The 13,429-nt window shown below is 43.8% G+C and carries 12 protein-coding genes; 10 read left to right on the plus strand and 2 right to left on the minus strand.

The features are described from left to right. Positions 1-20 precede the first annotated feature (20 nt). Complete coding sequence (locus tag ABXT60_RS04560) at positions 21-2,126, minus strand: bifunctional rhamnulose-1-phosphate aldolase/short-chain dehydrogenase (RefSeq protein WP_443631565.1); 2,106 nt, start codon at positions 2,124-2,126, stop codon at positions 21-23. A gap of 208 nt (positions 2,127-2,334) precedes the next feature. Here ABXT60_RS04560 and ABXT60_RS04565 point away from each other — a divergent pair, with 208 nt between their 5' ends. The 10 genes from ABXT60_RS04565 to ABXT60_RS04610 all read left to right on the plus strand — a co-directional run bounded on the left by ABXT60_RS04565 (position 2,335) and on the right by ABXT60_RS04610 (position 12,924). Next, positions 2,335-3,138 (plus strand): DeoR/GlpR family DNA-binding transcription regulator, encoded by an 804-nt coding sequence (locus tag ABXT60_RS04565; protein ID WP_443631566.1) that lies wholly within the window; start codon positions 2,335-2,337, stop codon positions 3,136-3,138. 38 nt (positions 3,139-3,176) lie between these two features. After that, the gene (gene rhaS / locus ABXT60_RS04570) at positions 3,177-4,169 is read left to right on the plus strand and encodes a rhamnose ABC transporter substrate-binding protein (RefSeq protein WP_443631567.1); all 993 of its coding nucleotides are present in this window, start codon (positions 3,177-3,179) and stop codon (positions 4,167-4,169) included. A gap of 70 nt (positions 4,170-4,239) precedes the next feature. Beyond that, the gene (locus ABXT60_RS04575; protein ID WP_443631568.1) at positions 4,240-5,775 is read left to right on the plus strand and encodes a sugar ABC transporter ATP-binding protein; all 1,536 of its coding nucleotides are present in this window, start codon (positions 4,240-4,242) and stop codon (positions 5,773-5,775) included. Continuing rightward, positions 5,772-6,755, plus strand: a complete 984-nt coding sequence (locus tag ABXT60_RS04580; RefSeq protein WP_443631569.1) for an ABC transporter permease — start codon at positions 5,772-5,774, stop codon at positions 6,753-6,755. Before ABXT60_RS04575 ends, ABXT60_RS04580 begins: the two co-directional genes overlap by 4 nt. After that, positions 6,752-7,741: an ABC transporter permease gene (locus tag ABXT60_RS04585; protein ID WP_443631570.1), complete on the plus strand. Its 990-nt coding sequence runs from the start codon at positions 6,752-6,754 to the stop codon at positions 7,739-7,741. The genes ABXT60_RS04580 and ABXT60_RS04585 overlap by 4 nt, the downstream gene beginning before the upstream one ends. Before the next feature lie 2 nt (positions 7,742-7,743). Next, positions 7,744-8,058, plus strand: coding sequence for an L-rhamnose mutarotase (locus tag ABXT60_RS04590; RefSeq protein WP_443631571.1), 315 nt, complete (start codon positions 7,744-7,746; stop codon positions 8,056-8,058). Next, positions 8,055-9,446 (plus strand): FGGY-family carbohydrate kinase, encoded by a 1,392-nt coding sequence (locus ABXT60_RS04595; protein ID WP_443631572.1) that lies wholly within the window; start codon positions 8,055-8,057, stop codon positions 9,444-9,446. The genes ABXT60_RS04590 and ABXT60_RS04595 overlap by 4 nt, the downstream gene beginning before the upstream one ends. Positions 9,447-10,020: 574 nt before the next feature. Further along, positions 10,021-10,707, plus strand: a complete 687-nt coding sequence (locus ABXT60_RS04600; protein ID WP_443631573.1) for a fumarylacetoacetate hydrolase family protein — start codon at positions 10,021-10,023, stop codon at positions 10,705-10,707. Between the two features lie 550 nt (positions 10,708-11,257). Further along, positions 11,258-11,701 carry a ferritin-like domain-containing protein gene (locus ABXT60_RS04605; protein WP_443631574.1) on the plus strand — a complete coding sequence of 148 codons (444 nt, stop codon included), beginning with the start codon at positions 11,258-11,260 and terminating at the stop codon, positions 11,699-11,701. A gap of 647 nt (positions 11,702-12,348) precedes the next feature. Continuing rightward, complete coding sequence (locus ABXT60_RS04610) at positions 12,349-12,924, plus strand: thymidine kinase (protein ID WP_443631575.1); 576 nt, start codon at positions 12,349-12,351, stop codon at positions 12,922-12,924. A gap of 12 nt (positions 12,925-12,936) precedes the next feature. Here ABXT60_RS04610 and ABXT60_RS04615 read toward each other — a convergent pair whose 3' ends face one another. Then, positions 12,937-13,317, minus strand: coding sequence for a hypothetical protein (locus ABXT60_RS04615; protein ID WP_443631576.1), 381 nt, complete (start codon positions 13,315-13,317; stop codon positions 12,937-12,939). Positions 13,318-13,429: the final 112 nt, after the last annotated feature.

Genomic DNA, 13,429 nt, shown 5'->3' on the forward strand with positions numbered 1-13,429 from the left:
CGTGGCTTTTTTGGTTTTTTTTAACGGGTAAATGCCTGCACGTTACCCGCATCAACATTAATAATGTTACCAGTAGACTTAGATGAGCGTTCGCTGGCAAGAAAATAGGCTGCCTCAGCAATATCTTCAGGAAATACAGAACGTTTCAACAATGAGCGCTCTCGGTAATGTTCTTCCAAGCCCTCTTTTTCGTCCTTACCATAAATGTTTGCACGTTGTTTCAGCCAATCCCCAGACCAAATTTTTGATCCTCTAAGAACTGCATCTGGGTTGACCACATTTACCCGAATGCCTTTTGGTGCGCCTTCAAGAGCCAAACATCGTGCCAAATGAATTTCGCTGGCTTTAGCTGTGCAGTAGGCTGAAGCCCCTGGCGACGCAGCCAAGCCATTTTTAGAAGCGATAAACACGATGGCACCCCCCATGTCTTGAGCAATCATCATTTTAAAAGCCTCCCGACTCACCAAAAAGTAGCCAGTGGAAAGAATTGACATGTTTTTATTCCACAATTCCAATGAAGTGTCCTCCACCGCTGCCGCACTGGCAATGCCAGCATTGGAAACTAAAATATCAACCCCACCAAATTCTACTGCAGTTTGGGTATAGGCATTAGCCACGGCTTGTTCATCAGTAACATTCATCAAAACGGTGCGAACTACGTCTGCAGAGTAGCGGGAAATGAGGTTTTCTGCTGCTTCTTTAATGGCAGCTTCATCAATGTCAGCGAGCATGACACAAGCGCCTTCTTGCAGGTAACGTTCTGCTGTGGCCAAACCAATCCCACCTGCACCACCAGTAATTAAAGCAATTCGCCCAGCCAGCGTTTTTGGCTTGGGCATGCGCTGCAGTTTAGCCTCTTCTAGTAACCAGTATTCAATGTTAAAGGCTTCTTGCTCGTCTAGGCCACAATATTCCGACACCGAAGATGCGCCACGCATCACGTTGATGGCGTTAATATAAAACTCACCAGAAATTCGCGCCGTTGCTTTGGATGATGCGAAGGTGATCATACCAACACCCGGAATTAAGTAAACAATAGCATTGGGGTCTCGAAGAGCAGGGCTGTCATCATGCTTACAGCGCCCATAATAGGCGCTATAACCGATTCTGTATTGGGAAATCGCATCGTCTAGGCTTGCCAAGGTTGCAGTTACATCGGGCATAGCTGGGTTAAAGTCCACAACCAGCGGCCTAATTTTTGTGCGTAAAAAGTGATCAGGACAAGATGTTCCTAGCGCGGCTAATTCTTCCATATTAGCACTGTTGACGAATTCTAAAACGGCATTGCTGTCGTTAAAGTTGCCAACCATATGTTGCTTGCCAGACACCATGCCGCGGATGGCAGGCATCAGCTGTGCTGCAACTCCATATCTGTAAGTTGCGTCAAGGCTTTGGTGCTTAGCACCACCAAAAGCAGGCACACCCTCGGCGTTCATGGCTAACCAATTCATGGCTTTTTGAACAACCCCTATGGTAAGGCTGTAGCATTCGTGTGCCTCATTCGCCCAAGTGAATAAGCCGTGACTCTCTAGAATGACACCCTTAGCATGTGGGTTGTCTAAACAAAATTTTTCTAACCACATACCTAGTTCGTAACCTGGCTTTTTCCAAGGCAACCAACCAATGTCACTGCCAAATATTTTCTGTGTGAGCTCTTTTGAGTTCTTTGACGCGGCAATCGCTATAATGGCATCTGGATGCATGTGGTCGACATGTCTCACCGGTACGTAAGCATGCAGGGGCGTATCAATAGAAGCGGCTCGGGGGTTTAGGTTAAAGGTGCAATGGGGCAGGTAAGCAACCATTTCATCTTCAAACTCTAGGCCGCGGTAAAGTGCCTTCAAGTTGCGAAGCTTGTCCATGTAAAGGGTGGAGAAACCATCCATTTTGATTGACCCAAGATCACCACCTGAGCCTTTCACCCAAAGCACTTCCACTAAATTGTCACCCAGCAAGTCTTTTTCCATTACCTTAGCCGATGTATTGCCGCCACCGTAATTAGTGATGCGTTTATCTGAGCCTAACAGGTTGGAGCGATATACAAGTAGTTCTGATTCTGACATAGATGCCGCCTTGGACATATCCCAAAGATCGTCAAGGTGGTGGTGTTCCGGCGTATTCGTCATGAATTTTCTCCTACTTATAGTCACGTCTGTGACAGCCCAATCTTTCCTATAATGGCTACAGGACACCCCATTGTCAATCATTATCAATCATAATGAATTGCTATTGGCTCACGTATGGCGGTTAATGAAAATAAATGATTGACAATGATTATTTATGAATGCACCATGAAGAAAGACTAAAAAAACAAAAACAATCAAGGTACGACTAATGCACGAAAGAGAACGTCAAAGGATTATCTTGTCAGCGGTACAAGACCGACCTGTGGTGACGGTTGTCGAACTCTGTATTATCACAGGTGCCTCTGAGGCAACTATACGCCGGGACATTGTTGCGCTTGATGCAGAAAAAAAGTTAAATCGCATAAGAGGAGGGGCTGAGTCGATTACCCCACCCCAGTTTGGTGGTCTTGCTGGACGGCCCTTTTCTGTTAACCAATTAATAAATATTGAGCAAAAGCGTGCAATAGCGCGGGCCGCGGTAGAGATGTGTGACGATGGTGAGCCCATTATCATTAATGGTGGCACCACCACATTCCAAATGGTTCATCCGCTCGCATCGCGGCGTATGCAGGTGTTTACTAATTCATTTCCCATTGCAGAACATCTGCTCAACCACTCTAAAAACACCATAATGTTGTCTGGCGGTACGATTTATCGTGAGCAGAACATTATTCTGTCGCCTTTTGAAAATGATGTTACTCGCAACTTTTATGCCCGAAGAATGTTTATGGGCGCCAAAGGTTTGGGGCCCCTTGGAGTCATGGAGGGAGACCCACTAATTGTTCAAGCTGAAGAAAAGTTAATTGGTCAATCTGACGAATTAGTTCTTTTAGTTGATAGTTCAAAATTTGAAGCACGGTCAAGTTTGGTTCTTTGCCCGCTTAGCCGAGTGGATACTGTGATTACCGATGATGGTATCACTGATAAAACAGCAGCAATGCTGGAAGCCGCAGATGTTAAATTAATCGTCGCCAAATCTGGCGCGGCTCAACAGGAGGGATTGGCCTCGTAAGGCCAGTGGAATCTCCATAACACTCTAGGGAGTAAATCATGAATTTAATAAAACAAATGCTGCCCGCACTGGCAGTAGCCGCGACTTTATTGACGGGTGCAGTCCAGGCCGCAGATATGCGCATAGCTGTCGTTGTTAAGGCACTAGGTATAGGTTTTTTTGAAGCTGCTGCAAAAGGTGCTGAAGAGGCAGCAAGTGAACTGGGCGATGTGGAGATTATTTACACAGGCCCAACGGATACTACAGCAGAAGGACAAATTGAGGTAATTAATGCACTAATTGCTCAACGTGTTGATGCCATTGCAATTTCGGCTAATGACACTGATGCATTGGTTCCTGCGCTCAAAAAGGCAATGGCCCGAGGCATCACAGTAATTAGCTGGGATTCAGGTGTTGCTGCAGAAGGCCGGCAAATGCATTTAAACCCATCTTCTAATCCGCTAATCGGCAACATGATTGTGAAGCTTGCGGCAGATCATTTACCTGAGGGTGGTGATGTTGCAGTATTGTCAGCATCAAGTACGGCAACCAACCAAAATATCTGGATTGACGAGATGAATAAGGTAGTTGGCAATTATCAGGGTATTAACGTTGTTGCCACAGTTTATGGTGATGATCTGGCTGATAAATCTTATAGGGAAGCCAACGGTCTAATGCAGACTTACCCTAACCTTAAGGCGATTATCGCACCTACAACGGTCGGAATAGTTGCTGCAGCTCAGGCTGTTGCTGATGCTGGAAAAATTGGGCAGATTAATGTAACTGGTCTTGCTTTACCTTCTGAAATGGCCGGACACATTGCAAGTGGAGCATCTAAATCGTTTGCCATTTGGAACCCGATTGATCTAGGGTACTCGGCAACAATGCTGGCATACAACCTTGCTAAAGGTAATGCGGTCGCTGCACCTGGTGCTAAAATATCAATGGGGCGTATGGGTTCGCTAACATTGGATGAAAAAACTGAAGGTGCAATGGCGGATCCATTCGTCTACGATGCCTCTAACATTGATGCCTTCAAAACTATTTTTTGATCGGTGCCTTGAACAGCTTTGGTGGGCTTGCCCGCCAAAGCTCCATTTAAGTTAGAACTGGTAAAATATAATGCCCCAGCAACAAACATTGACAGACAAAGAAATGACCCTGCCAATTTTGCAACTGAGTGGCATCGTTAAAATTTTTCCAGGTGTAAAAGCTTTAGATAAGGTTTCACTAAACCTCTACCCCGGTCAGGTAACTGCGCTGGTTGGTGAAAATGGGGCTGGTAAATCCACCATAGTTAAGGTTTTAACTGGCATATATCAACCGGATGACGGCGAGATATTGCTTGATGGCCAAGCCGTCAATTTCCCCACAGCACACCATGCTTCTGCCGCAGGGATTACTGCAATCCACCAGGAAACAGTTTTATTTGACGATTTGACTGTGGCTGAGAATATTTTTATTGGTCATGCGCCTAGAACTAAATTAGGGCTCATTGACACGCAAGAAACAAGCAAATTAGCACAACAACTATTACAAGGCATCGGTGCAGATATTGATCCATCCATCCGACTGCGAGACCTTGGTATTGCCAGCAAACATATGGTTGCCATTGCTCGTGCCCTCTCCATTGATGCCCGCGTGGTCATTATGGATGAGCCCACAGCAGCCCTAAGTTATAAGGAAATTCAAGAGCTTTACGAATTAGTTGAGCAACTCAAATCCCAAGGGAAAGCTATTTTATTTATTTCTCATAAGTTCGATGAAATATTTGAAATAGCTGACCGCTTCAATGTTTTTAGAGATGGCCAGTTTATTGATGAGGGAAAAATAGAGAGTGTCACGGAGGCTGACTTAGTTCAGTTAATGGTGGGCCGCTCAGTCAATAAGATATACCCTCAGCGACAAGAAAAAATTTGTGAAGACGTGCTAGAAGTTAAGAGCTATTGCCACCCAACTGAGTTTGATGACATTAATTTCACTCTGGGCAGGGGAGAAATTTTAGGCTTTTATGGTCTTGTAGGGGCTGGACGATCAGAACTTATGCAGTCCTTGTTTGGCATCACCAAACCCTCTGATGGGATAGTTAAAATTGGCGGGGAAATAACAACAATTCGGTCCCCAGCAGACGCAGTTGGTCATGGCATTGTTTATGTCCCTGAGGATAGGGGCAAGCAAGGTGTCGTGATTGGCCTGCCAATATTTCAAAATGTCACTTTACCTTCTCTCAGCCAAACATCCCAAAAAGGCTTCATTCGTTTGGCTGAAGAGTTTAAGTTGGCACGGGAATATACCCAGCGTTTAGATTTGCGCGCCAGTTCATTGGATCAGGATGTAGGAAATTTATCGGGTGGCAACCAGCAAAAAGTAGTTATTGCCAAGTGGCTTGCAACCCAGCCTAAAGTTATTATTTTGGATGAACCAACTAAGGGCATCGATATTGGGTCAAAGGCAGCTGTGCACGAGTTCATGTCAGACCTAGCAGAACAAGGTTTATCAGTCATTATGGTGAGCTCTGAAATTCCGGAAGTTTTGGGTATGTCTGATCGGGTGATTGTTATGCGTGAAGGCCGTATGGTCGCAGAACTTGCTGGTGATGATCTTTCGCCTGAAGCTTTGATCCGACATGCGGCAGGCATCGGTGAGGTTAACCCATGATTAAAAGATTTTTAATTGCACGAGAAACCCTTCTATTAGGGGTGATTCTGCTACTCATAGCCCTGGTTGCCTCCCGCTTCCCTGGATTTGTTTCTGCTGGCAACTTAGTGAATGTATTCAATGATACAGCACCACTGATTATACTGGCACTAGGTCAAATGGTGGTTATTGTAACCCGTTGCATAGACTTGTCGGTGGCTGGCAACTTAGCTCTTACAGGCATGGCTGTGGCGATGTTAAATTCGGTTGCTCCGGGTCTTCCCATACCAATTATTCTCACCATTTCGATTCTGTTGGGGGCGGGCATGGGGCTCATGAACGGGTTACTTGTTTGGAAACTGGAAATACCACCCATTGTTGTGACCTTGGGAACTATGACTATTTTCCGAGGGATTATTTTTCTTATATCTGATGGCAAGTGGGTCAATGCCCACGAAATGAGTGCAAGTTTTACTGGCTTTCCCCGGGCTGAAACTATGGGTCTACCTGTGATGAGCTGGATAGCCATTGGTGTGTCACTGATGTTTCTGCTATTGATTACCCGAACATCACTAGGCCGTGCCTTTTTTGCTGTGGGTGGTAACCCACATGCAGCGGTGTATACGGGTATTAATGTTGGCAAGACACAATGCGCTGCATTTGTTATTTCTGGGGCCCTTGCTGGTCTAGTAGGATATCTATGGGTGGCTCGCTATGCTGTTGCCTATGTTGATATTGCTGGCGGATTTGAACTTGAGGTAGTGGCCGCCTGTGTTATTGGTGGTATTTCAATTGCTGGTGGTCTAGGCTCAGTGGGGGGGGCAGTGTTAGGTGCATTGTTTTTAGGAGTGGTTAAAAACGCCTTACCAGTGGTGCACATTTCACCCTTTTGGCAACTTGCTATTTCGGGTGCTGCCATTGTCATTGCTGTGACCTTTAATGCAAGGTCTAACAGGAGCAGTGGTCGGGTTATTCTTAAGCCAGCGAGGTCTAATTCATGAACCTTAAAACCCGCTCCTTGCCTGATCGGCTTCATTCTCCGCGTTCGCAGGTGTTTAAAAACTGGGAAACGCTTTTATTTGCAGTGGCGGTGAGCATTTTTGTTGTGAACTCCTTTGCGTCGCCTTATTTTCTTGATGCTTGGGGGCTGTCTGATGCTACCTTTAACTTCACCGAAAAAGCGATGATTGCTTTTGCCATGGCTTTACTGATCATTACGGGCGAAATAGACCTTTCTGTGGCCTCGATTATAGCCCTTGCTAGTACGGCTATGGGCGCTGGTTTACAGCTTGGCTTGGGGACTACAGAGCTTGTATTTATCGGTTTAGCTGTGGGCTTATTATGTGGTGCTTTTAATGCTGTTTTGGTGACCGTGCTTGGACTTCCCTCAATAGTAGTAACAATTGGCACTATGAGTCTTTTTAGAGGCATTAGCTATATAGTGCTTGGAGACCAAGCTTATCGCGGATATCCACCTGATTTTGCATTCTTTGGGCAGGGCTATGTGTTTTGGGTATTTAGTTTTGAATTAGTGCTGTTTGCTGTGCTGGCACTGATCTATGGTATTTTGTTGCACAAAACTAATTTTGGACGAACTATCTACGCCATTGGCAACAATCCTACGGGGGCATTATTTTCTGGTATTCGTGTTCAAAGGGTTAAATTTATTCTATTTCTTCTCACTGGCCTCATGTCTGGCGTGGCAGCCATTTGCTTAACCTCTCGTCTTGGGTCTACCAGACCATCTATTGGGGCAGGTATGGAGCTTGAAGTCATCACCATGGTGGTGTTGGGGGGTGTTAATATATTAGGCGGTTCAGGCACTATCCTAGGGGTGGTCTTGGCTGCCTTTGTCATGGGTCTAGTGACTTTTGGTTTTGGTCTGCTAAATGTACCTGGTATCGTAATGTCCATTTTTATAGGCCTGTTACTTATTGGAGTGATCGCTTTGCCACGGCTTTGGAAAATGTTTCTAAATAGGAGGTAGTGATGGCAAAATTCAGTTTTAAAATGCAACTGAAGCTTGGGTATGAAGCTGAGTATCAGCGCCGCCATGATGCGATCTGGCCAGAATTACTTGAGCTATTAAAAAATGCTGGAATTTCTGATTACTCCATCCATTTGGATGGCCCAACAGGGACTCTATTTGCCTGCCTTACTCGAGCAACAAATCATACGATGGATGAGCTACCACTGGAACCTATAATGCAGCGCTGGTGGAATTATATGGCAGACATCATGGAGACTGGCCTAGACAATGAACCAATTGCAGCCCCGCTTGACCTAGTGTTTTATATGCCATGACTGGATTGAAAAATGTTGCTGTAATCGACATTGGGAAAACCAATGTCAAACTGGTAATGGTGGACTTGCAAACGATGGCAGAGATTTGCGTAATAACACGACCAAATAAGGTTTTGCCTGGCCCACCTTGGCCTCATTTTGATGTTGATGGGCATTGGACATTCTTGCTATCAGGATTGAAGAACTTTCATCAACGTTTTGGTGTAGAGGCAATTTCAATAACAACACATGCCGCCTGTGTTGTGTTGTTGGATTATCAGGGACAATTGGCAGCCCCTATACTTGATTACGAGCATGATGAACTGGATGTGGACGCCGATGAATATAACGCAATGCGTCCTCCTTTTTCTGAAACGGGGTCACCACGATTGGCTGGCGGCCTTAATATAGGGGCGCAGCTCCATTGGCAGTTTAAAAAAGATTCAAAACTGCTTTCGCGAGTTAAATCGATCGTTACTTACCCACAGTATTGGGCTCACCGCCTGACGGGCGTAGCTGCGGTAGATGTAACTTCTATTGGCTGTCATACTGATCTTTGGAATCCGACTGCAGGGAAGTTTTCTACTTTGGTAAACCGTTTAGGTATTGGCAGCAAAATGGCAGAGGTTCGCAGGCCTGATGATGTGCTAGGCCCGATATTACCAGAGATTGCGGTAAGAACCGGTTTGCCAGCCAATACGCAGGTTGTCTGTGGGATCCACGACTCTAATGCCTCACTTCTACCTCATATTATTAGTAAAAGCGCACCATTTTCCGTAGTTTCAACTGGCACTTGGGTAATTGCGATGGCTATCGGCGGTGCCAAAACACAGCTAGATTCTAAGGGTGAAAATTTCATAAATGTAAATGCATTTGGTGATCCTGTTCCATCTTCGCGCTTTATGGGAGGAAGAGAATTCGAACTTATCCAAAGAGGTGCTCAACCTTGTGCAGATGAAAGTGATATGCAGGCTGTTCTGGAAGAAAATATAATGCTTTTCCCAGCTGTGGAGACCAGCTCAGGCCCATATAAAGGGCGTGAAATGAATTGGGAGCCAAGCGAGCCAGAATTCGCCAGTGGTACTCGAGAAGTATGCCTTTCATTTTATCTGGCATTAATGACAGCAAAATGTCTGCAAAATATTGGCTCTAAAGGAAGTATCGTGATCGAAGGTCCCTTCGCGAGAAATTACTTTTACAGACTAATGCTTGAAGCAGTGACAGGTGAGCGGATCTTGAGTTCGGCATCAGCAACTGGCACAAGTATTGGCGCTGCAATGTTGCTTCAAAGATACCCTGCACAAATGTTCGATAGGCAACCTCAAAAGGAAAACACACCAATGCTAGATGTATTGAAAGCTTATGCTACTCGATGGAAGTCCCGTGTCGAATGTGACAATAAAGTTTAATTTCAGACGTTGCATACTCAGTTAAATTGACTTGAGCTATTATGGAGAGCACAGCACTGACTTTGAAAGCCCAGTTAGCGCTGGAATGTTTTACGAGAAAGCTAATAGCGTGTGACTTGATGGCGTGTTTGAACCACAATTTTATACGTTTAGTGGAAGCCTTATTGAGTCGTATTTTGAGTGTTAACTGATTTAATGAAACTTGTACTAAGGTATTCCTAGGTAGGCCAAGAATAGACAAAGAAAAATAAACTTTAGCGTAAGGTTGATCTTAGATGCTCCCAGGCTAGGTTTTACTCATCTTTAGTGATGTGTTTAGCACATGGATCTTCATATCCTCTCACAAAAGAGCTGGCACCCCAACGCGACTTTTTATGAGTTTAATTGAACAAATCTGCGTAAACTTGACTTTACATAATCGCTCTATGGCAGGATAAGGGTCCCTTCCATACAATAAGACTGCAACCAGCTAAACCAAACGGTATTGGTAAAGCGGCAACTGGGTGGAGTGTTGCTTGCAAACTTTAATTTACGCACACTAACTTTAAATAATTAATTTTGGGTAAGGAATTTTATGACGGATTACGTAGTAGAGGGCCCACTGCAAACAGTTGCCCCAGTAGCTAACAATAGCTCTGTGTTTCCCGTAAGGCGCATTTATTGTATTGGCCGCAACTATGCGGATCATGCAATCGAAATGGGCTACAATCCAGATCGAGAGCCACCATTTTTCTTTCAAAAAAACCCAGATAATTTAGATTTTTCTGGAACATTTACCTATCCAGAAAAAAGTTGTGATGTGCATTATGAAATTGAACTTGTAATCGCCATCGGTAAGGGTGGTAAGAACATTAATTTAGATAACGCCACTGATCATGTTTATGGGTATGCATTGGGTCTGGATATGACTCGTAGAGACCTACAAGGTAAAATGAAGGAAATGGGACGGCCTTGGGAAATTGCAAAAGCATTTGAAAAATCAGCGCCAATGGGCCCTATTACTCCTGCCTCAGAACTTGGGCACCTTTGTAAAGGTGTCATAGATTTAAAAGTAAATGGTGAGCTAAAACAGAAAGGTGATTTAAATCAAATGATCTGGAAAACAGCAGAGATCATTAATTACCTTTCTCAATACTATGAGTTAGCGGCGGGGGACTTAATTATGTCTGGAACTCCAGCAGGTGTTGGTGCCATTAAAAAAGGGGATGTTATGGTTGGGTCAGTTGAAGGCTTGGGTGAGCTTGTTGTTACCGTTATTTAATGCCTCACGTTGCCTGTACTTTTCGAACACTTTATTTAAAATTCAAAAAAACATTTCACTCTGGGCTGGGGGGTCGTAGGTTCAAATCATACTGTTGCGCCTGATCATCCCCCATTTTATATTAATAGTGTGTCATTTTTTCTAATCTTCAAATAAGTGGTTAGTCAAAATTTGGCAAAGCTTACCTCTTCAAATTAGCTTGTAAGTCCAATTTAGGCATTGCCAACTTCCATTTAATTACATCAACTGGCTTGGTAGGTTGGCCACAAGCTTGTTTTTTCGTTTAGTGGCTAAGTTGTGAAAGTTTTGGTGTTCATTTATTGAACAAGTGGCTAAAAGCACTTTATTTATAATGTAATAACATTATGCTTTAAGAGGTATTAGGAGATAAATATTTTTAATCTGTTTAATTGCAGGAAAGTGAAACGGGTATTGAAATAAAAAAAAGTTTAGATACTTAGGTTTACTGATAAAGGTTTAGAGTAAAAATTGAGCAATGCCAACCCTGCCAATTTTACATGAATTTAAATAGGGGGGCTTGGAGAAAAAATTGAAAATTATAGATAAGCTTAACCAAATAATGGAATTAGAACTAGCTGGTGTAGTGAGGTATACGCATTACTCATTGATGATTTATGGCTATAATCGCATTCCTATTGTGAGCTGGATGAAAAGTAATGCTATGGAGGGTTTAGAGCATGCCCATCGCGCTGGTGAAATGGTAACTTTGTTGGGTGGGCACCCGTCGTTAAAGATTGGACCCTTGTTAGAAACTGAAAATCACGATATTGGCAATATTATGCGTGAGAGTTTGACCCATGAAAAAGAAGCGTTAGCATGTTACTACGACCTAATGAAGCTTGCTGCAGAAGAGAGTAACGTTTTGATCGAAGAGTATGCGAGAGAAATGATTTCTTGTGAAGAGTTACATCTGGACGAAGTTGATAAAATGTTAAGAAAGCCTGGTGACATTGAACAATTTAGTGGCGTTTAATAAATCGAGCTAGATACCCAGCAACGAGGTTAGATCACATCTAACCTCGTATTTTGTATGCCAGCCATACACAAGGCCATTAAGCTTTTCCTTTTCACTCATTTTTTTAGGGTTCTAAACAGGTTTCCAGTGGGATAGTCGGTACGTTATTGACTAGCCATGTATGGCTAGGAGTGCCCATCAGTTTGTTGCACTCGGTCTTGCTGGCAATTGTTAGCTGTGATTTGCTAGCAGACCCCTGACTCATCAGTTAGTACTAAACTTAATTCTACTCATACCTTGTTGGTGGTTCATTGATCTTAGCTTGTGATTGATTATCAGTCTGCTAGAGCCTTTCAAACTTTCGTTAGATCTCTATCAGGCTAAAGGTCTATAGCCCACTAAGCCGCTATTTATTAATTTTCTAGTCGTATTTGATAGTAAAAACTAAGGGCCTGACAGATAGTCTGGTAGACTGCTTGCAATCTCGGCACCAATGACACGCTTCATTTAGGTATTAATTGCTGCTGATAACTTTATTTTTACTATTGTTTGATTGGTTTTAAGTTCATATTCTTCGATGGGTTAGATGGGTTCATTAAATCCTGTCGCCCCAACTAATTATTCCTAAGGGCTAACGTACCGTTACCCGTAAAAGGCTTGCTATCGTGGCCCAACTTTATTTTTACTACTCGTCCATGAATGCTGGTAAATCTACGGCTTTATTGCAATCAGCTTATAACTACCAAGAGCGTGGCATGCGTCCGTTTATCATGTCGGCGGCATTAGATGACCGCTATGGCATCGGTAAAGTCACCTCCCGTATTGGCTTGGCTGCTGAGGCGCAACTGTTTACTAATAAAGATGATTTGTTGAGCATTTTGCAAACTCAACACTCAAGTCAGCCTATTGATTGCATTCTTATTGATGAAAGCCAATTCTTAAGCCGTGAGCAAGTTAAACAGCTAACCCAGGTGGTAGACCACCTCGATATTCCAGTGTTATGTTATGGCATTCGTACGGATTTCAGGGGGGAACTATTTCCGGGTAGCCAATACTTGTTGGCTTGGGCTGATAAGTTGGTGGAACTGAAAACGGTGTGTCATTGTGGCCGCAAAGCGACCATGGTGGTTCGTACTGATGAGCATGGCGCTGTCATCAAAGACGGTGAACAAGTAGTGATTGGTGGTAACGACCAATACCAGTCACTCTGCCGTCGCCATTTTAGCCAACAGATGTGGTGAGCATAACAATAGTTAAACCAATTTATGGCCTAAGGCAAATTCATGCTGAATAGGGCGAGGTATAATTTTAGTAAATAGTATGGTCATGGCCACCCATGTCCATAAGGTTGCCATTGTTGACGCCGCAGCAGGGGACATGACTAGGGTTTCTATTAAAAAATATTTCAGGGCTATTACTACCAAACACGTCCCTCCCATTAGGCTAAGGTCATAAGCGATATGCTTTTTGAGGGCATGCCGGTTGTAGCCCAACTTAAGTATAATGGCAGTCATCATCAAGGTGACCACGCTGCTCCAACTCCAAGGTAATAAAAACAACCAGCTTAGGTTTATACCGAGTCCACTAATTAACAACAGACCGACTTTGGGTGAGCTGAGAAAAGATTTCATCATGGTGTTCTGTTTCCTGTGTGCTGGGGTATCTTTTGAGCAGCTGCAAGTTTAACTGATGGGCTCAGTTTAACATCATCTGTGAGTAACAATTTAGCTAAAAATTGCTATACCT

It is taken from the genome of Candidatus Njordibacter sp. Uisw_056 (assembly GCF_047730085.1).
In the GTDB taxonomy this organism is placed as follows: domain Bacteria; phylum Pseudomonadota; class Gammaproteobacteria; order Pseudomonadales; family Balneatricaceae; genus Njordibacter.